The organism is Caballeronia sp. LP006 (assembly GCF_031450995.1).
In the GTDB taxonomy this organism is placed as follows: domain Bacteria; phylum Pseudomonadota; class Gammaproteobacteria; order Burkholderiales; family Burkholderiaceae; genus Caballeronia.
In genome coordinates this window covers 1,238,110-1,257,723 of the sequence record NZ_JARTVW010000004.1, presented here as the reverse complement: position 1 = coordinate 1,257,723, position 19,614 = coordinate 1,238,110, and the positions used below count along the sequence as shown (strand labels likewise).

The 19,614-nt window shown below is 60.8% G+C and carries 15 protein-coding genes, 1 pseudogene and 1 riboswitch; of the genes and pseudogenes, 3 read left to right on the top strand and 13 right to left on the bottom strand.

The features are described from left to right. Positions 1-32 precede the first annotated feature (32 nt). Positions 33-1,055: a benzoate 1,2-dioxygenase electron transfer component BenC gene (gene benC / locus P9250_RS15780; RefSeq protein ID WP_310393959.1), complete on the top strand. Its 1,023-nt coding sequence runs from the start codon at positions 33-35 to the stop codon at positions 1,053-1,055. After that, on the top strand, positions 1,052-1,828 hold the full coding sequence (gene benD / locus P9250_RS15775) for a benzoate diol dehydrogenase BenD (RefSeq protein ID WP_310393957.1): 777 nt from the start codon (positions 1,052-1,054) through the stop codon (positions 1,826-1,828). Before benC ends, benD begins: the two co-directional genes overlap by 4 nt. 211 nt (positions 1,829-2,039) lie before the next feature. Here the strand turns inward: benD and P9250_RS15770 are convergent. The 9 genes and pseudogenes from P9250_RS15770 to P9250_RS32640 all read right to left on the bottom strand — a co-directional run. Beyond that, positions 2,040-2,882 (bottom strand): annotated as a pseudogene (locus P9250_RS15770) (endo alpha-1,4 polygalactosaminidase); the annotation flags it as partial. Between the two features lie 13 nt (positions 2,883-2,895). Beyond that, positions 2,896-4,269 (bottom strand): exopolysaccharide Pel transporter PelG, encoded by a 1,374-nt coding sequence (gene pelG / locus P9250_RS15765; RefSeq protein ID WP_310393955.1) that lies wholly within the window; start codon positions 4,267-4,269, stop codon positions 2,896-2,898. Continuing rightward, positions 4,269-5,906, bottom strand: coding sequence for a GT4 family glycosyltransferase PelF (gene pelF / locus P9250_RS15760; RefSeq protein ID WP_310393953.1), 1,638 nt, complete (start codon positions 5,904-5,906; stop codon positions 4,269-4,271). The genes pelG and pelF overlap by 1 nt, the downstream gene beginning before the upstream one ends. Then, the gene (locus tag P9250_RS15755; RefSeq protein ID WP_310393951.1) at positions 5,903-6,913 is read right to left on the bottom strand and encodes a hypothetical protein; all 1,011 of its coding nucleotides are present in this window, start codon (positions 6,911-6,913) and stop codon (positions 5,903-5,905) included. The genes pelF and P9250_RS15755 overlap by 4 nt, the downstream gene beginning before the upstream one ends. Beyond that, the gene (locus P9250_RS15750; RefSeq protein WP_250467608.1) at positions 6,906-8,294 is read right to left on the bottom strand and encodes a PelD GGDEF domain-containing protein; all 1,389 of its coding nucleotides are present in this window, start codon (positions 8,292-8,294) and stop codon (positions 6,906-6,908) included. Before P9250_RS15750 ends, P9250_RS15755 begins: the two co-directional genes overlap by 8 nt. Before the next feature lie 87 nt (positions 8,295-8,381). Further along, positions 8,382-8,933 (bottom strand): penicillin-binding protein activator LpoB, encoded by a 552-nt coding sequence (locus P9250_RS15745; protein ID WP_250467609.1) that lies wholly within the window; start codon positions 8,931-8,933, stop codon positions 8,382-8,384. A 32-nt stretch (positions 8,934-8,965) separates the two neighbouring features. Continuing rightward, positions 8,966-12,844 carry a tetratricopeptide repeat protein gene (locus tag P9250_RS15740; RefSeq protein ID WP_310393947.1) on the bottom strand — a complete coding sequence of 1,293 codons (3,879 nt, stop codon included), beginning with the start codon at positions 12,842-12,844 and terminating at the stop codon, positions 8,966-8,968. Further along, entirely contained in the window at positions 12,834-15,581 is a 2,748-nt protein-coding gene (locus P9250_RS15735) for a sugar ABC transporter (protein WP_310393945.1), read from the bottom strand. Before P9250_RS15735 ends, P9250_RS15740 begins: the two co-directional genes overlap by 11 nt. Positions 15,582-15,964: 383 nt before the next feature. After that, positions 15,965-16,045: riboswitch (cyclic di-GMP riboswitch) on the top strand. A gap of 51 nt (positions 16,046-16,096) precedes the next feature. Further along, the gene (locus P9250_RS32640) at positions 16,097-16,282 is read right to left on the bottom strand and encodes a hypothetical protein (protein ID WP_409014888.1); all 186 of its coding nucleotides are present in this window, start codon (positions 16,280-16,282) and stop codon (positions 16,097-16,099) included. Between P9250_RS32640 and P9250_RS15730 the strand changes: the two genes are divergently transcribed. Then, on the top strand, positions 16,272-16,904 hold the full coding sequence (locus P9250_RS15730; RefSeq protein WP_409014887.1) for a spherulation-specific family 4 protein: 633 nt from the start codon (positions 16,272-16,274) through the stop codon (positions 16,902-16,904). The genes P9250_RS32640 and P9250_RS15730 overlap by 11 nt on opposite strands. Positions 16,905-16,946: 42 nt before the next feature. Here P9250_RS15730 and P9250_RS15725 read toward each other — a convergent pair whose 3' ends face one another. From P9250_RS15725 to P9250_RS15710, 4 genes are all read right to left on the bottom strand, one after another. Then, on the bottom strand, positions 16,947-17,654 hold the full coding sequence (locus P9250_RS15725; RefSeq protein ID WP_309848310.1) for an SDR family oxidoreductase: 708 nt from the start codon (positions 17,652-17,654) through the stop codon (positions 16,947-16,949). A gap of 50 nt (positions 17,655-17,704) precedes the next feature. Next, positions 17,705-18,538 (bottom strand): helix-turn-helix transcriptional regulator, encoded by an 834-nt coding sequence (locus P9250_RS15720; RefSeq protein WP_310393942.1) that lies wholly within the window; start codon positions 18,536-18,538, stop codon positions 17,705-17,707. Positions 18,539-18,547: 9 nt separating this feature from the next. Next, positions 18,548-19,105, bottom strand: coding sequence for a carboxymuconolactone decarboxylase family protein (locus tag P9250_RS15715; RefSeq protein ID WP_310393940.1), 558 nt, complete (start codon positions 19,103-19,105; stop codon positions 18,548-18,550). A gap of 104 nt (positions 19,106-19,209) precedes the next feature. Continuing rightward, a complete protein-coding gene (locus tag P9250_RS15710; protein ID WP_250492988.1) occupies positions 19,210-19,587 on the bottom strand; it encodes an ester cyclase in 378 nt (125 codons plus the stop codon). Positions 19,588-19,614: the final 27 nt, after the last annotated feature.

Here is a 19,614-nt window from a genome sequence, read left to right as displayed (position 1 = left end):
TGATGGGAACGAGACACGAAGCAGGAGACAACATGTCTAGCTACAACATCGCATTGAACTTCGAAGACGGCGTGACTCGCTTTGTCGAATGCAAGGCGGGCGAGAAGGTCCTCGATGCCGCATTTCGAGCCCGGATCAACTTGCCGATGGATTGCTCCGACGGTGTATGCGGCACCTGCAAATGCCGCGCGGAAAGCGGCGCGTACGACCTCGGCGACGACTATATCGAAGACGCGCTAAGCGACGACGAAAAGGAAACCGGCCTTGTCCTCACGTGCCAGATGGTGCCGCAAAGCGACTGCGTGATTGCAGTGCCGGCATCGTCAGTAGTGTGCAAGACCGAGCAAAGCAAATTTGCCGCGACCGTCGCGAAGGTCGAACCGCATAACGACGCAGCCGTCGTGCTCGAACTCGATGTCGAAGCTGCCGCGCCTGTGTTCCTCGCCGGTCAATACGTCAATATCGATGTGCCGGGCAGCGGGCAGCATCGCTCCTATTCGTTCTCTTCCGCGCCTGGTGCAAGCAAGGTCAGCTTCCTGATCAAAAAGATTCCAGGCGGCGTGATGAGTACCTGGCTCGAATCCGCGCAGCCGGGCGACAAGACCCAATTGACCGGGCCGCTGGGTAGCTTCTATCTGCGCCCCGTCGAGCGGCCGTTGCTCTTTCTTGCGGGTGGCACTGGTTTAGCGCCCTTCTTGTCGATGCTGGAAGTCTTATACCGGACGAACGCGCAGCAAAGGGTTCATCTCATCTACGGTGTGACGCGAGACCTCGACCTCGTGCAAACCGATGCAATAGCTGCGTATGCCATGAAGCTCCCGCACTTCACTTACAGCACCGTCGTGGCCGATGCCGAATCGGATCATCCACGCAAAGGCTGGGTCACGCAGCACATGTCGGCAGAGTCATTGAATGACGGTGACGTCGATGTCTATCTCTGCGGTCCTCCTCCAATGGTCGATGCCGTGCGCAAGTACTTCGACGATACCGGCGTGAAGCCGAATAGCTTCCACTACGAGAAGTTCACCCCTAACGCTGCGCCGGAGACCGCATGAACACCAACCGATTCGCCGGCAAAGTCATGGTGGTCACAGGCGCGGCGCAAGGGATCGGGCGGGGCGTTGCGCTTCGTGCGATCGCGGAAGGAGCGAAGGTTCTATTCGTCGATCGAGCGGACTTCGTGGCGGACGTCGCCGCTGAAGCACAAAGCGATGATGCGGCTGCGTTTGTCGCCGATCTCGAAACCTACGACGGTGCGGCATCGACGATGGCTTTTGCAAAGAACAGGTTCGGTCGGATCGACATTCTCATCAACGGCGTGGGCGGCGCCATTCGCATGCGCCCTTTCGCGGAGTTCGAGCCCGCGCATATCGATGCGGAGATTCGGCGTTCGCTTATGCCAACGCTTTACGCGTGTCATGCCGTGCTTCCGTACATGCTCGCGCAGGGTTGCGGCACCATCGTCAACATTTCATCGAATGCGACTCGCGGGATTCGGCGCGTACCGTACTCCGCGGCGAAGGGCGGCGTAAACGCGATGACTCAATCGCTTGCGATGGAGTACGGCGCGTACAACATTCGCGTCGTTGCGGCTGCGCCCGGCGGGACAGAGGCACCTCCGCGACGAGTGCCTCGTAACGCCTCAGGCGATAGCGAGCAAGAGAAAGCATGGATGGGCGAGGCGGTCAAGCAGGTCACCGAGTCGACCTTCTTCAAGCGTTACGGCACGCTCGACGAGCAGATCGCGCCGATTCTCTTTCTTGCCTCGGATGAGGCTGCGTATATCACGGGTGCGGTGCTGGCCGTGGCGGGTGGGGATAATGGGTGAGGCCAAGGAACACGCTGCTGCTCAGTGTTCGCAACGGCCCCTTACTCCACCGTGACCGACTTTGCCAGAGTCCGCGGCTTATCCACATCCGTGCAGCCCTTCGATCAATAAGGGAACGATATTGCGTTAGGTACGGCGCCGACGATGCCAAACATGGCTTTGCTCTCTCAGATGATGTTGTTCTTCGTTGCGTTCAATTCGCTGGTGGCGCTCCTGTACCTACCGTGGCGAGCGCGCCGTCGGTGACATAGGGCACGATGCCGTCGGCCGCGATGCGTGCGGCCGTCGCAGCCTTGCAATCGGCATCGGCGGGTGCGCAATAGTCGATCGAAAGGACCGGCAGATGGTATCGATCGCGTATGGTCGTGGCCTGCATCAGCAACCAGTCGCGGTCGGCCTGCGGTACTTCCGTATAGCGTTGCTTGCCTGCATCCCAGCCGCGATACAGCGATTCGAACGCGACCATCCAGGCTGATTCATGCACTTGAGGCAGTACTTCAAAGCCACGATTGAAGATCAGCTTCGCTTCCGGATAACGCGCCTTGATGGCGCGAATGACGCGCACGAGTCCCGCTTCCTGTGCCGCACGCGCGGCATCGGTCGTGGCGATCAGCTGATACGAATCGAGCGTATCGAGAAAGAAGCCGCGATAACCCTTCTTCCACAACGGTGCGATAACCTTGTTCACGACGAACGCCGGCCATTGCGCCGCCGTTTGATCCACCACATGCGACGCCCACGCCTGATTCACGCCAGGCATCCACGCAGACGGAATTGCCTTGAAGTAAGCGCGATGCGGATTCACTTCGCCGATGCTCACGTAAGCAAACCACGCCGTGTGCGCATCCGCATGAGCTTGCGGATCGAAATGTGCATCGGGCTCGACTACGACGACATCGAAACCGGTGAGTTCCTCGACAGGCGGATTTGCGCCGTAATACAGCGCGACCGATGGCGTTTGCGCGTGCGCGGCCGTCACCATCGCCCCGAAGGCGGCGATTCGCGCGAAATGCAGCAATGCGCGCAGGCCAGATCGTCGGACGAATCTGTTCATGTCGTTAAGCCACTCAGCCGCGCAGCATGTAAGTCTCGTATTCGAGAGACAGGAACTTGCGGTCGAGCACCTTCACGGCGGCCACCACGACGACGAGCAACGCCAGTGCGAACCCAAAGCCGTAGAGATCCGGTCCGAGCCGCAACGTAATGCCCGTGAAAAGGCCATTCAACAGGACGAACGCGCCGGTGAGCTTCATGACGGTGCGTCGTCCATCGAGATAGAAGAAGACGTTGAGCAGGCCGAGCAGCAGCACTTGCAGACTCGCGGACACGACATCGACGACCAAAAGCGGCATATACAAGGGCGAGATGCCGAGCAAGCCCAGCACGCGCTCACCGAACGCAACGATCAGCAGCAGCACCACCGTCTGCACCTTGATGATTTCATAGAGTCCGGCACGCACGCTGCCCACCATCATGTCGCGCATCTCGCTGATATGGCGCAGCGTCGCGCCGCTGCGCACGGCGTCGTAGAACGCGTCGTAGTATTCGACGAAGTCCGCTTCGATACGCACGAGGAACGTCGCCATGCCCGGCATCACGCATACGTAAGCGATAAAAATGGGGATGTCGTAGATCACCGATGCATTCAGCGGCCCAATGACTCGCGTACCCGTGCCCGGCGCATACCAGAACATGAACTTGTCGAGCCACACGCCGATATTGAACAGCAAGCCGACGAGCGCGAGACTAGGATAGGCATAACGTCCTTCGAACACTTCGAACGACACGAAGCGCTCGCTGCGATAGTTCCGGTAAATCAAGCCCGACAAACCCGCCAGCAAGACGATATGGCCGGCCACGAAGCCGCCCAGCAAACCGATGAGTCCATAGCCGTTCAGTGCGAGCGCAAGACAAACGACGCACGCATAACCCACGGCAAACACGTAAAGAATCTGCCGATACTGCTTCACGCTCGACAGAAAGATCACCGCGATCCAGATATTGCCGACCACGACGAAGCCGGTAATCATCAACAGGCGATAGACGATCGGCTCTTCACGAAAGCCTAGTAACATCGCAACGACCGCAACCACGCTCGAAAGAGCCGAAGACACGAGCACGACGCCGTTGTAATTGGACAGCACGAGGTCATCGCGCTTCTCGAACAATCGGTCGGAAATGAAGCGCGTGAACGAGAGTTGCAACGGTCCGGTCAATATCAGACTAAGCGCGATCAAATATGTCACCGACACCTGAAACTGCACGATCGCAAACTTCGGTATGACTGAAGCCAGGCTGATGAGCCCGATGATCAAAATGCCGAAGATCGACAGAATGAGCGGACCTGAACTGATCAACCCTGCATAGGCATACGCGCGCGCCACGCCCGCGAGCGTGTCGCGGCGCATGATCTTGCGCAATTCGAAACCAATACCGGCCATCAGCGTGACTCCTGCGATGCAAGCGGCTCTTTCGCGGCGCCTGCCGGTTTGTGATGATGCATCGGGCATTGCGCGGCGCTGGCCGACATGCCGCTGCGCGCGCGATCCGGCAGTGCCGACAGACGGTCATACAGCGCGCGATAACGGTCGATCATCTGCTTCTTCGTGTAATAGCGGCGCACGCGTGCGAGACCGGCTTGTTGTGCGGCTTGCCAGCGCGTTTCATCCGCGAGCAAGGACAGCACGGCCTGCGCGAACGCGGCCGGGTCCGCAAGCTGCACGACGCCGCCCGCCGATCCGAGCGCGCGATCTTCCTCATCCACGCCTTCGATCAATTGGCGGCACGACCCGACATCCGTCGTGATGGCGGGCACGCCCGCTGCGAAACCTTCGAGCACCACGAGCGGCAGCGCTTCGCTGATCGAGGTCAGTGCGATGACATCGACTTGCGGCAGCATGTCGTCAATACGCTGAAAGCCGAGAAACCTGAGATTGCGGCTCAAGCCGAGACTCTCCACCAATGCGCGGCATTCGAGCGCATAAGCGGGATCTTCTTCTTCCGGTCCGATGATCCAGCCTTCCAGGTCCGGCATGCTGCGCGACGCGATGAAGATCGCGCGAATGAAAGTCTTGATGTCCTTGATCGGCACCACGCGTCCGATCAGCGCAACCACGCGATTCGAACGCGGCTTGCGTTGCGCGACGAGCGGCCCGAGCGCATCGACGTCGATGCCGTTGGGGATACACTGCGTGCGCTCGGCACGCGCACCGTCCATCACCTGACGCTGGCGATTCGCTTCGTAGAGCGCGACGATATCGTCGGCGGCGTCGTAGGCAAGCTTGCCGATCGCTTCGAAGAAACGCACCCACAGTTCGCGGAAGTAACTCACCCGCGAGATGTCGCGTTCGAACACACCGCGGTTGTCGCGAATCCACTGGCTTTGCAGCAAGTCGATCTTGCGTTCCTTCGTATAGATGCCATGCTCGGAGATCAGCAAGGGCCGTCCGGTACGGTAGTGCATCAACGCGCCGAGAAAGCCGCTATATCCCGTCGATACCGTGTGATAAACCTTGGCCGGCAACAACTGCTCCGCCACGCGCGCAAGCTGCCACAGCGGCTTGTGCATGATACGCACGGTCCAGAAGTAATCGGTAAAGGACGGGTCCGTGCAGAACTGCTCGTATTGATCGACGATGGTATGCCACGCCGCGCGACTCGTGAGGAACTGCTCTTCGTTGAGCGCGCCGCTCGTGCCGATCATCGGGATCATGTCGGCGAGCAACGCGCCAGCATCGCGGCCGTTACGCGGGTCGCGCAAGGTGTCGTGCAGCTGCTGCGAGCGCACGAATGCGGCGCTGTCGCCAGCGGCCGCGCGCGGCGTGAAATCCGCCGTGGTCGGCTCGTACAGGTAATGCGTTTCGATATGCACGACGTTGTCGGGCAATGCATAAGCGACGCCCGCATAATCCGACTTCTGGCTGCCTATGAAGACGATCGCGAAGCGCGTGTCGGGGTAAGAGCGGATCATCTCGTTGACCCAGCTCGATACGCCGCCGCGCACGAACGGGAACGTGCCTTCGAGGAGAAGGCAGACATCGGCATCGGCGGCGCGGCGGATCGGGAGTTGTTTCATCATGACCAGTACTTCACAACCGGTTTGAGCGTGGGCAACGAAGCGGCATTGCCGAGCGTCGCCAGAAGGTTCGCCACGCGTGAATATTCGCCGCGCAGAAAGTCCGCTTCGGCAAGCCAGGGAACGAGACGTTCGCGCGGAAAGCCGAGCTCGAGCGCGCAGCCAATGTGTTCATGCGCTTCATCGGGCAAGCCGCTTGCGAGCGCCAAACGTCCGCGAATGAGCCACAGTGCGGCATCCGATGAATCGGTTTCGAGCGCGGCCTGCGCGTAGCGGTCGGCTTGCTGCAGCGTGTGCTTATAGACCGCGCCTTGCACGAGATTCTGGTACACGAGCTCGAAGTAGAGTTCGGCAAGCAGTCGATTCAGCGCGTGACGCTCGGCGGGCTTCTCGGTTGCTTCGAGCGTTTTGCTCGTTCTGAAAATTTTCTGCATGATCTCGTTCTCGGCATGGTCCAACGTGCCGTATGCAATCAGGCGAATATCTTCCAGGGGATCGGCGAGCAAGTCGCGCAGCAAGGTGCCGGTGGTGCGGGTCGGCATGCTCTGAATGGCAACCAACGCGGACAGTCGATCCGTCGATGCCACCTGCGTGTTCGCAAGACGTGCCTGCAAGCGCGCGCCGCCGCCATGCTGAACGCGTGACACCAGATACGTGACGAATTTGGGACGCGCGACATCGTCGAGTTCACCGCTTTCCTTGAGCGCGGGAAAGAGCGCTGCCCAGATACAGCTCACAAGCACCACGACGCCACCCAAGAGCGGTACGAACGTGCACGCAAGCCACAACGAGAGCAACGACCACGCAAGCGGCTCGCGATAGTTCCGCGGCAACCAGGCGCGAAACGCAACGGCTTCGGCCAGACCCGCTGCGGCCTGCCAAGCCAGGAAGCGCATGAGCGGATCGAACGCGCCCGGTGCCTGCATCAGGCTCGCAATCGCAAGGTATTGCACCGTTCCCGCGACGATAGCCGCAAGCGCGCCGACGAGGAGTGAGGACCCTTTAGACATCGAGGCCACTTCGCTTGAGAAGACGCTTGAGCGCCGCGCCAGGTTCCTCGCCTCCGAGATGCAGCGTATGCACGCCAACGCGCGCGCCTTCGAGGTCGGTATTGAACTGCGCTTTCAGACTTGCTTCGATACGCGCGAGATAGCCGTCGATGCCGGTCGTATCCGTTGCGGGCATGAGATTGAGCAGCACGGATTGCCGCGGCGTTTGCACGGGCCACATGACGTCGAGCGAACGGCGGCGGCGTATGACGTGTTCGAAGAGTTCATCGCCTTCTTCATCGCGCGGAAACACGAGCGCGACCAGCGAGGAAGCCACGCCCGCCTTCTTCTGCAGACGCGTCAGACGGCCGAGATCGAGCGCGAATTCATGCGGGCAATCGGGTACCTGATCGACGATGCGCTGCACGAAGGACGCGTGCGCCACGCCATCGGCGTAGTAACCCAACAGCACCAGCAGGAGTTGCAGATTGTCGAAGTTGAGCGACAGGAACGGCATGCGCTTGATGACGAGCAACGCACGCAATTCGCCATCGGCGGAAACCAGCGGCGCGCAGACGAGATACTCGCTGACCGGCACGGTCGAATCGACGTTCTTCAGATGCGCGACGTTTTGCGTGGCGAGCGCATGCATGACGAGTTCATCGTCGAGCTTGAGCGTGAAGGCATCGCCGAGTTGGGCGATCGGCTCCATGCCCAGTTTGCCGCGATGCACCGGAAAAAGCGCGGCCACTTCAATTTGACATGCTTGCGCGATGAACTCGAGCAGGCCATCCGCGCCGCGCATCGATGAATCGTTCTTCGCCGTGTCGCCGGCGACGGAAAGCCGCCGCAACTCGGTGATCGAATCGCGCAACGTCGTCGGACGCGACAGCAGATCCTTCTCAAGCCGCTCATGCGAAAGACGCAGCAAGTAGTGACTGTTGGTCAACGCAACGAGGCGGTCGTTCAGATAATCGTTCAGCGACGATGCACGTTCCGCGCGGCTGCCCCACGTATCGCCGAAATGACCGGCAAGGATCGTCTGACAAAGACCGCCCGCGAAATACAACGCGGGAAACGTGCCGCCCGGCGGATAGAACAACTCCCACACACCGAACATGATGGAGCTGGACAGCAAGCCAAGCAGCGTACCGTAGCGCAACGCGACGAGCAGCGGCACCATCCATAGCCACGGAAAGCCGCCGCGCACGAGTAAGGGATCGTCATGCTGAAGCCAGCGCGCGACAGACAGCATGATGAGCATCAGCGCGACGCTTTCGACGATAGCGAAGGGCCGCGCCACCGCGGGCGCGAGAAAGCGGCGCACGCGGCCCAGATTGCCGAACGGATGCGCGTGGCGCTTGGCGGCGCCCGGGTTGGTTTCGACGGCTGCGGTATTCACGGCCATTTCCTTTTCTTGTCTCGTGCTTATTTCGTATCAACCTGCATCCTGTATCTCGGCGGCAGGCGGGCAAGCTTGATCGGCGACTTACTGGCGCGCTTGCAACGGCGACAGCACATTGCCGATCAAAGTGGTCGCCACACTCGACAATGCCGAGCGGCTCCAGCCCGTACGCGTTCCCGTTGCGCTCCAGACGACCGAGCCGTTCGCGACATCGATCAGTTCGAAGGTCACGCCCACTACCGGTTCGCCATCTACGCCGGTCTTGTAGCGCCATTCCTCGACCGCGCCCGTCAGCACATAGCGCGCGTTTTGCGAGCGTGCCCATTCGAGCGATTTGTCGCCATCGCCGCGTTGCGCGTTATCGAAGAGCGCGTTGCGGTTGGTATCGGCGGGAGCGATACGTACATCACCGACACCGCCTGCGCGCAGCGTATTCGCCGCGATGGATTCTGCGCTCTTGCCCGCATCCGGCGTTTCCGTGTAGTTGGCGATGGACACGACAGCCACCTTGTCGCCATGCGTGAGCGTCGGGCCGGCCGTCTGACGCACCGTTCCGCATGCGCTCATTGCAAGCGCGAGCGCGGTTGCCGCCACACACCATGCGCCTGAACGCGCGAGTCGTTTGATACCGTGCATGTTGCTTCCCCTTCCGTGGATCCAGAATCGTTTCAATAAAACCAGCTATAGCGCGCACCGATTTGCGTGACCGGCGTACCGAGACGCGACACACGCTGATGCGAGAAATAAAGCGCCGCATGATCGCCGCCGAACACGGTGCCCGCGAGGCCGAGACTGATGGACGGTCCCCAGCCCTGATTCGAGTCGTGCAGCACGCCTGCATCGAAGAATGGCCGCCATGCGCGCGTGTATTGATCGAGCAGATCGTTGCCGAAACCGAAGAACAGGCCGTATTGCGAGTAGCTTTGCGGAATGAAGCTCGCCGCACTCACCGGACCGGCGGTCACCGGAATGAGGCGCGAGATCAGGCCATCGGCGGCGCCACTTGCGCCGTATCCGCCATGCGCGCCCATCAGGCGCAGCGTGTAGTCCGGATAGTTCGTGCGAATGCGATAACCGATCTCGCCCGCCGACAGCACGCCGCTACCGAGATAGTTACGCGCCTGGCTATAGAAGCGATCGGCTTCGACCGTGCCCGTGGCATAGAGGCTTTCCGTCGCGCGATACATCACGGTGCCTGCGACGTTGTCCTTCACACCGCCCACTTGCAACACTTGCGACTCGCGTGCGGTCTGGTTGTAGCCCGCCTTCACGGCGAGCGACAAAGCGGAATTTCGGCCCCATTCGGCACCCGCCGATACGCTGTAAAAACTGTCGAGCGCTTCGCGGCGGCCCACGGTGACCATGAACGCCGTGTCGTAAGTCTGGCGGCGCGCGAAGACTTCCAACGAGCGATCCACCGAAGGGACATCGGTGAGTTGCGATGAATCCGTCGAATGCTGGAAGCGTTGAACGCCCTTTACGCCGATCATGTATTTGTCCGCGATCTTGAGGCTGCCGCCAAGCGTCTGCTCGATGTAATCGAGCGGATGTTCGACATAACTCGTGACGCTTGCATCGAGCGATTGCGGCCACGTCAGTGAGGTCTGCACGAGGCGGCCATGAAGTTCGTCGTCATAGGGCGCATCTTCGAGGCCTTGAAACGCGAGCTTTTGTGCATCGCCCGGACGATCCACCGCGATCGATGCATCGATACGGTCATAGATCGGCAGGCGCGCCTTCTGATCATCGAGAAGACGTTCCATCGCGGGCTTGTCGTTGTCGGCAAGCGCAATGGCGATCAACTGCTCCGAAGGCTGAACCAGCACGTCGGCGTATTGACGCGCGAGCCAGCGCTTCGCCAACGGATTCGCTTCGTGCGACATGGCCCAGGCAAGCGCGACATCGCGTGCAACGGACGAGGTCAGTTGTGTCTCTTTCGGAGATGCATTCGCGTTCGATGCCTCCAATTGCGCAGCGGGAAGACCGGCCGTATCGCCCAACAAGGTGCGGCGTGCGGCGGTGTCGTCGTTGCGCCCGGCATCGGTTGCGAGCAGGTCGATCAGCAATGCCTTCGATACATCCGCGTTCTCGAATATCGATGCCAGCGTCACGCGCCGGCCTTGCAGTTGTTCACGCACTTCACTGCCTTGCGACTGGTGCGTCTGCACGATGTTCTTTCCCACCGCCGTGTTCGCGCGAACGGCCGCTTCCTCGTCCTGCATCTGGCGCCAGACATTGCGGCGAATGGACCATGCGAGGTCGCTGCGTCCCGCCATCTCTTGCGCTTCGGCATAGCTCAACTGCCACAGCGGATCACGCGATGCGGACGCCGCTTGCAGACGCAAGTACTTGAGCGCGGCTTCAGGCTTGTTCAAGCGCATATAGGCAGCAGCGAGCGGGCCCCACAACGCGGGCTCTTGCGCAGGCGTATCGCGCCATGGCTTGAGCGCGTCGTGCAATTGCGCATCCGTGCCGTAGTCGACGAGCGTCCAGAGCAATGCCGCGCGCAAGTCGAGCGCGGCACCCGGCAGCGTGACGGCATGTTGAAGATCGGCGAGCGCATCGAGCGGACGGTTCGTCTGTCGATAGTATTCGGCGCGAATGCGCAGGAACGACGGCGACTCGGACGCAACGGCGAGTTGCTCCGGGCTCAGGCTTTTGAGCAATGCATCGGCGCGATCGTATTGCTCGGCATCGGTGTAATAGTGGACTGCGCTTTCCAGCGAGCGCGGCGAACGATCGCGGCGATACTGCAACTCCGAAGTGCGAGCGGCATCGACTGGATAAGCGTCGTAGAAGTACGTCATCGCGCTCAAGTCTTCGGGCGTGGCCTCGCCGCTTGCAAGCAGATGCTTGTACGCGTCGTTGGCGATGTCATCTCGTTGCAGAAGACGCGCGAGTTGCGCCGCGTTGCGCCAGAACAGAATGTCATCGTTCCTGGCGCCTTGGCGTGCAGCGAGCAAGGCATCGAGCGCACCCTTGTAGTCGCCATGACGATACAAAAGGCTCGCGGTGCGCAATGCGTATTGCGTGTTCGCCGGATTGCGCTTGTTCAGCGCGCGATAAGCGGCGAGCGCTTCATCGTCGTGGCCCGAGGGTTCCGCGAGTTGGCCGAGCCGCAAAACGATGGCCTCGTTCGATATCGTGCGCTGACGGGTGCGCAGGAACGCCAGTGCATCGTCCGGACGGCCGAGACGTTCGTACGCCGCGACGACCGAGTCGAGCAGCTTGAGATCGGCGGGTGCGGCATTCGATGCCTGGATCAACGCGGCGAGATACGCGTTGTCGTCGTTGAGCATCGGAGCCAGACGCATGACGTTTTTCCAGCCTTCCGGGTCGTGCGTGGCTTGCGCGTAAGCGAGCCACATCTTGAGCGCGAGCGGCGACGCGTGATTCCATTCGGATACTTGAGCGAGCCGCTTCGTCCACACCGTCGAGCCGGGATTCTTCTCGACCTGTTCGCTCGCGACGCGCTGTGCGTTCTGCAAGTCGTTCGATTCGAGGAACGATTGGTACAGGAGACCCGGGACATCGTCCGTGGCGTTCGGAGCCGATGCAGGCGTGGCAACACGAACGACATGCACATCGTGACGGCGTGCATGCATCGGCTGCGAACCATCCATGTACGCATATTCTTTCTGTGATGCGCGCTCACGAAGATACGCGACCAGCCGTATCGCGCCGTCTTCATCCGTTGGCTGCGCTTGCGCATAACCCGCGAGCGCCTTTGCATAACGATCCACGAGGTCCGGCCGATGCGCCGCGCGCGCCAGATTCAGCAGCACGACAAGCGTCGCGTGATCGTGCGCGAACGCTGCGCCATGTTCCTTCGCGGCGCCAAGCGCTTCATCGAGCAGATTGCCCGACTGTAGCGCGCGAATGCCGTTGATGAAGCAATCACGCTTCGCATCGAACGTGGGTGCCTTCGCTTGCAAACGGAACCAGCCTTCCGCCGCGCCGCGATAGTCGCCGCCATACATGGCAAAGCGCACCACTTCGCGATTCCAGCGCGTCTGTCGTGCCGGGTCCTGCACGGCAAGCCGCGCATAGAGCTGCCCCGCAAGCTGTTGCGCATTCGCGGATGCAGCCGCTTCGGCCAGCATTTGCAGGTCCGCATTCGACCACGACAGCGCCGCCGCGTTGGTCAGTTGCGTGCGCAGGCGAACCAGCGCGGCCTCGCGGCCCGGATCGTTCGCGGGCAATGCGAAGGTCTCGCGCGTATCCACGGTCAGGCGCAGCAACTGTGCGGCGCGATGAAGCTCGTCACCAGGCGCGGCGGCCATGCGGTCAGCAATGCGGCGCGCATCTTCATCGCGCCCGAGACGCACGTATTGCGTGCCGAGCACCGAGAGAATCTCCGTGTTGCCGGGCTGCACGCGCAGCCACGCTTCAAGATAAGCGATGCTGAGATCGCTCGGTGCATCGGTGGATGTCAAGCGGTTGCGCAATCCGCCACGCGGATGCATGAACCATAGCGTGATCAACACGACGCCCGCGAGCAACATCACGAGCCACGTTGGCGCAATACGAGGGCGATTAACGAGCACAGGCGACCTCGACCGGCTTGTAGTTCAAGATAGATCCGACGTCGGCCGACGTCTCGAAGCGCAGGAAATCGCCATCGCGTCGGGCAGCAACGCTCTGACCGTTGACGCGGACCTTGCACTGCTGCGCGTTCGCTACCTTGACGAACGGCTGATAGTGGCCGGCAAATTCGAACTGCATGCCTTGCGGCGTGCGGCGAAAGTTGCGCACGAAACCATTTGCCTCTTCGATATACGGCGCGGTCGTTGTACCGCCCATGGCAAAACGCGCACTGCCGTTATCAATATGGATGTAAGTACCGTCAGGCCCCGGCGCGAAACCCGTGACGCCCGAAGCATCATCGACCGATGGCTTTGTCGCTTGCGGCCAGTGCAATTCGCGCACTTCGCCATTGCCGCGCACGAGCCATTGACCGGACTTCGAATCGATGTCTTTTGCCACCGCGAAGGTATGCCAGTCGAGCACCTTGCGGATGTACTCGCTCACATAGACCGGCATCACCGGCTGCTTGAGTGTCGTCGAAAAGATCTGATCCAACGCGCGCAGCGACGCCACCTTGGTGCCGCTATACATGTGGTAATAGATGTCGATCGGCTTGAAGCGCTGCGGACGCTCGGTCATCGCGAACGTTTCCAGCACGCGCGTGAAGCCATAGAACGGACCTTGCCAGTCGTTGGTATAGACGTTCTCGTCTTGATTCGGCGCATAGACCTGATACGCGCCGGGTCCCTTGTCCACACCGACAGGCGCGATATTGGTCCAGCTATTGGCCGACTTCGTGATGACCGTATCGCCGCCATTGAAGTTGTAGACGCCCGCCTCGGCCACCTTGCGCACGACGAAGCCAGGCGGACGGCAGTCGCCGGACCATTGCAGGAGAACGGTCTTCTTGCCGGCAGGTGCAAGACGCGAGTTGATATAGTCGATCGAGCCCGTGATCTCACGATCGATATTGAAACGATATCCCGGGATATTCAACGAGAACGCCGCGTCGCCACCGCCGCGATCCATCTGTGCGCCCTTGCTGTCGACCTGTTCCCACTGAAACGGATGCGAGTACGTATGCGTGCCGATCTCGACATGCGGCAGCGCGAACATCTTGCGCGCGATGGCTTCCAGACGGGGCGAGATATCCGGATGCAGACCGGCAGGACCGACCTCGCCTTCAATGACGGAGAGCGTCATCGGCACTTGATAGCGCGTGAAAATCTGCTGATACAACGCTTCGCCCGAGTAGTCGGGACCGGGGAATTCCGCGCGTGAGGCGAAGCCATCGCCATCCACGTGCGACATGAAAAGGCGTCGGCCGTTTTCCGTCGTCACGCTCGGCGCGGGCATGTCTTGCAGATGCAGCGCCGCCTTCATGAAGGCCATCGGTTGAATGGCCCAGCGTTCCTGTTCGATGCTGTCCAACGATACGACTGTGTAAGGACTCAGCGCGTACCCGCCCCACGGCGTGAGCGCGACTTGGTCCACCTCCTCTCCGCTTGCCGAGACGCGCAGCAAAGCTTGACTGCGCGGACCCACGCGCACCCCTTGCAGATCGCGCGGTTCCGGTTTCGGGCTGATCTCGAAGCCGATCATCGGATCGCTCTTGACGACCGTGACGGGCGCCGCGAACGTTCCGCCGACCGGTTGCAGATCGAGCGCGGCGCCAGCGGAACCGGCTGCATCGAAACCGAACTGACCGAGAAACGCGACAGGAATGTGATCCGCCATGCGCGCGGCAACCCATCGTTGCCAGACTTGTGCATCGGGCACCGCGCCGCGCTGAATCCATGCGACCACGCCTGCGTAACGGTCGGGTGTGATGTTATCCGGCAAGCGCGACGAAAAGTCGGCGTACTCGACGTCGTAGCCCATGTAATTGAGCGGCGTGGCGAGGTCACGCACCCCCGCGCTTAAATCGAGCGGGTCCTTGGTATCGCGGTCCTGCACGACGAGAATCTTGCGCGGCAGCACTTCTATCTTGCCGATGCCGACCACATCGCGCGCCTTGCTCGTCACGTAAGGCAGCATGCCTGCGGACACGACGCGGCTCGCTGTATCGCGCGCGCACTGCCGGTCGTTGCGATTGCAATACTCGATCGACACGACCGGCACGCCGCTCTGCTGCGTGAATTCGCGTGCCGCCGCCATGCGCCGTGCGCGCAACGCTTCAGGAACTTCCGTGAACTGACCACTTTCGTCTATACCGCGAATCAGCGAATCGCCGACAACCGCGTATAGCGCGCTTGCATAGGGCAACGCGCTTTGCGCAATGTTCTCGCCACCCGCGATAAGACGCGCGTCCGGATGCGCCGCATGAATTCGAAGGGCTGCGGCAAGAGCGATTGGCGTATCGAGGAAAAATCCGCGATAACCACGCTGCCACAGCGCTTCGATTTCAGCGGCATTGCCGCTTTGACTACGCGCGATCCATGTCGTATGCGCGAGCGGATGCATGGACGGATCGAAGCCCGCTACCGGGTCGATGACCACTGCGTCGAATGCCTGCAATTGATCGACAGGCGGATTCGCCGCGTAATAGAAAGCGATATTGGGTTGAGATGCAGCGGACTGTGAAGCGCGCGGCGCATTGGACTGCAGCGCCGCTGCTTGCGCATAAGCGATGAACGGATCAAGGCCCGCCGTGCTCAACAGAACGGCTGCCAATACGCGCATCACGAAACGTTCAGGCGCCCGTTCCGCACGCGCGCAAGAGAACATACCGGCGCGTGCCCGGGTCCACTTCTCCATCGGCAAGATCTTTTCCCCGTTTGATTTTTATACGAGTGCAGCGCGCTTTTCTCAAGGACATCGCCTTGAGGAAATCGTCACCGCAAGCTCATTCGGCTAGCCGCAATCGCGCTACGCAAAGCCCGCGTTGCGCGGGTCGCGAAGCAATATTTTTTTGCTTAAATGCCAAGGGCGCGCACGATAGCACATGACCTTTAGCCGCTCAAGACCGCTTATGCATCGAACAAACCAGTGCACGTTGCTAGGCATTAACGACCATGTTCAATAGAACTTTAAGGCAAACGTTTGGCGACGCGCTGAGAGATAACGAGTCGTCCAAGCGTCATCAAGCGATGCCAAAGATTTCTTTTTAATACGCTAAAGAAATCTCAAAGCCTGCCGTTAGGGGAGAGGGGCAAAACCGGAGTGATCCGGCGACGCAAAACTAAAGGGACTTTCTTGACGAGAAATTGCCAGTTGCCCGCCGTCTGTGCGGCGGGCCAAAAGACAGCGGCTTGAATGACCGCGTCAGGAGGCTAAATGCTGAACGCAGCTTTAAAATGCTTGAATTGTCTGAAGTGGGCAATGCCTCTCGCCGCCTTGTTGGGCACCGGTAGCACGGCCTTAGCGGCCACAACGGCCAACACGGCCACCAGCGTCGTCGTCCCCTCGTATTTCAATGCCACGAGCAGCGTCTCGAACTGGAACAGCTTGACCGCCACCGCGCGCAAGGTTCCGACCACGGCCATTCTGAATCCGAACAGCGGTCCCGGTATCAAGGAAGACGTCGCCTATGCCGCCGCCGTAACACGACTTCATGCGGCGGGCGGCAAGGTGATTGGCTATGTATCGACGTCGTATGCAAAGCGCTCGCTTTCGGCGGTCGTGGCGGACATCAACGCGTACGTGACGCTTTATAAGGTCGATGGCTTTTTCATCGACGAGATGACGGCCGATAGCCAGATGTCGCACATCCAGTTCTATCAGTCCATCTACAACTACATCAAGGGATTGAAGTCGACGTACTCGGTCATGGGTAACCCGGGAACGAACGTTCCCGAGCTTTATGCGAGCCTGCCGACCGCCGATCAGTTCGTGGTCTTCGAAAGCACGGTCAAGAGTTACGCGCGCTATCAACCGATGAGCTGGCAAGCCGCGTATCCGAAGAACCGCTTCGTGCATATGGTGTATGGCGCAACGGCCGCGCAGTTGCCGGGCGTCGTTCAGTATGCGAAGACACATGGCGCGGGCGGCGTGTATGTCACGTCGCTTGCAGGTTCGAATCCTTATAAGGCGCTGCCGCCGTATTGGGATCAGGAAGCGGCGGACGCCATCGCGCCTTGAGATCACGGCCACACGAAGCGACGCCGGACACAGGCATCGCATTCAAAGCGCCCGAACGATTCCCCCATCGACGCGGATGTTCTGTCCGGTGATATAGCCCGCGCCGTCCGACAACAGAAACGCCACGGTCTTCGCAATCTCTTCGGTCTTACCGAAGCGCCCTGCCGGAATGCGTGCGACGATCTCCGGCGTTTCCGGCCAGCTATCGATAAACCCCGGCAGCACGGAATTGATGCGAATGTTTTCCGCCGCATGCCGCTCCGCATAGAGGCGCGTGAATGCGCTCAACGCCGCACGCAACGCCGATGAAACCGGCATCACCGGCTCCGGCGCCACCGCTGCGAAGCTCGAAATATTGACGACGGCGCCGCCGCCTTGCTTCTGAAACACCGGCGTTACGCGGCGCAGCACACGCACCACGTTGAGGATGATGAGGTCGAGGCCTTCGTGCCATTTGGCGTCGTCGAGTGCGAGGAGATCGCCTTTGGGCGGATGCCCCGTGTTGTTCACCACGGCATCGATGCGGCCGTATTTTTCGAGCGTACCTTGCACGAACTTTTCGATATCCGCGTCCTGCGCCACCGAACCCGTCATGCCGAAGCCGTTCAACTGCTCCGCGAGCGTAACGGCGCTGCCCGAAGGCGACATCAGCGCGACTTTGTAGCCGTTGGCCGCGAGTTCCTTCGCGATGGCCGCGCCCATGCCCTTGCCCGCCGCCGTGATCAGTGCAACCTTGTCCGTGGTCGTCATACGTTTCTCCTTCATAGAGTCGAATGAAGCACTCTATGCGCTGCAAGCGCCTATGTCGAGAACGTCGCCAAATGCCGCGCTTCCGTTGCATCGTCGGCTGGAAAGAGACACTCGATGCGCAACTCCTGCGCGGCGATGGTTCGCGGCGTGCCGACCGTCGTCACCATCGAGAAGTAGTCGAGCACCGTACCTTCGAAAACGAAGCCGAGCGGCACGACCGGCAACGCGGAAGCGCCGCGCGATACTTCCCGCGAGCGCCAGTCGCGCGGCACATCGGGATAAGCGAGCAAGGCATCGAAGAGATTACGCGTGCCTTCATCGACAAACTGCCCTACTGCTTCGCGATGCACGCGTTGCAAGAGACTGCGCGCGACGTTACCCCAGTCCTCGATGAACGGGCGCATGCCCAGCGGATCGAACACCAGATGCAGCATGTTGCGCGGCCCCGTGCGCGCGGACATATCGATGAAACGATTGAAGAAGCGCGGCGCGGCAGCGTTGGTCATCAGCACGTTCCAATGCCGGTCCATGACGATGGCGGGATAAGGCTCGTGCTGACGCAACACGCGTTCGAGCGCGCGCACGACGCCCTGCATCTCTTCGGCGTTCCACGGCGCATCGGAATAGAGCGGCGCGTAGCCTGCTGCAAGCAACAGCGCATTGCGCTCGCGCAGCGGCACGTCGAGCGTCTCGGCAAGATCGAGTACGGTCTGCCGGCCCGGCACGCTGCGGCCGCTTTCGATGAAGCTAATCTGCCGCTGCGATACGCCCGCGTCCAGCGACAAGCCGAGCTGACTCACGCCGCGCACATCGCGCCAGTAACGCAGCAGGTCGCCGATAGCGTTCGACGTTCGACTTTTCTCGGCGTGAGCGGCTGTCGTCATGTGCTTTCCTCAACGTGTCGGCGCTTGCCACGCATACTCGACGAACTGCGCTTCGAGCGGCGGTTGCGTGACGCTACCGGTGTAGTTCGTGATGGTCGATGCCGCCACGACCGCGATTACATCGAGTATCTGCGCGGCGCCGAAGCCGGCATCGATGAAACGCTCTTCGTCGGCGCGATCAATCCGGCCGCGCCTGTCGATGAGCGTGCGCGCCAGCGCCGAGAGCGCGGCGAGGTTTCCATCGGCGGGCAAGCGTGCTTCGCGGATGGCATCGACATCGGCGCGGCTCACGCCCTGTTGCAACGCGAGCGCCGTATGAAACGCGGCGGCCCATTCGCTGCGGTTCGTCACCGCGTTGGTGAGCAGCAGCGTCTGAATCTGCGGCTCGCTGAGCCTGCTCGCGTGCACGCGCTCGAACAAGCCGATGAAGCCATTGATCAGCGTGGGCGATGCAGCCATCGCGCCCGCGATGTTCGGCACGAGGCCGAAGGTTCGTTGCAGGCGTTCGAGCACAGGCTTCGATTGCTCGGGGGCGGTTTGAATCGTATGAACGGTATGGTTCGACATGAGAGGCTCCTTGTTCTCGAACGCTGCGGCCAACATGGCTGCACCGCGATGATGAGAGAGTAGGAGCGCGCGTGAGGCTCGCCAATTACATGGCATGTAATCATTCACAAGACTTGCGCTTCAATCGCCGCCTTATCGATGACCGACCACACCCGCTCGATACGCTCATCGCGAAACCGATAAAACACGTTCTCGCGAAAGCACACGCGCCGGCCGTTCACGGGCACGCCGAGGAACGTCCCTTTCGGCGAGCAATCGAACAGCAGGCGCGCCGCCACCGTCTGCGCATCCTCAATGAGCAGTTCGATATTGAAATGCAGATCGGGAATCTGCTCGTAATCTCGCTCCAGCATGCCGATATAGCCCGCCAGCGTGCCTGGCACGTCGTTATACGACACCTCGTCGTGAACGAACTGCCCGAGCTTCGTCCAGTCCTTTTCGTTCAGGCAGGCAATGTAGTCGCGGTAAATGAGTGAGAGCATGGGTCGGGCTCCTTGGGGTTGCTGGCA

Coding starts and splice junctions, on each gene's coding strand:
- P9250_RS15745 (WP_250467609.1), bottom strand. CDS start 8,933: ATGCACGGTATCAAACGACTCGCGCGTTCAGGCGCATGGTGTGTGGCG.
- P9250_RS15735 (WP_310393945.1), bottom strand. CDS start 15,581: ATGGAGAAGTGGACCCGGGCACGCGCCGGTATGTTCTCTTGCGCGCGT.
- P9250_RS15710 (WP_250492988.1), bottom strand. CDS start 19,587: ATGCTCTCACTCATTTACCGCGACTACATTGCCTGCCTGAACGAAAAG.
- benC (WP_310393959.1), top strand. CDS start 33: ATGTCTAGCTACAACATCGCATTGAACTTCGAAGACGGCGTGACTCGC.
- pelF (WP_310393953.1), bottom strand. CDS start 5,906: ATGATGAAACAACTCCCGATCCGCCGCGCCGCCGATGCCGATGTCTGC.
- pelG (WP_310393955.1), bottom strand. CDS start 4,269: ATGGCCGGTATTGGTTTCGAATTGCGCAAGATCATGCGCCGCGACACG.
- benD (WP_310393957.1), top strand. CDS start 1,052: ATGAACACCAACCGATTCGCCGGCAAAGTCATGGTGGTCACAGGCGCG.
- P9250_RS15715 (WP_310393940.1), bottom strand. CDS start 19,105: ATGTCGAACCATACCGTTCATACGATTCAAACCGCCCCCGAGCAATCG.
- P9250_RS15720 (WP_310393942.1), bottom strand. CDS start 18,538: ATGACGACAGCCGCTCACGCCGAGAAAAGTCGAACGTCGAACGCTATC.
- P9250_RS15725 (WP_309848310.1), bottom strand. CDS start 17,654: ATGACGACCACGGACAAGGTTGCACTGATCACGGCGGCGGGCAAGGGC.
- P9250_RS15755 (WP_310393951.1), bottom strand. CDS start 6,913: ATGTCTAAAGGGTCCTCACTCCTCGTCGGCGCGCTTGCGGCTATCGTC.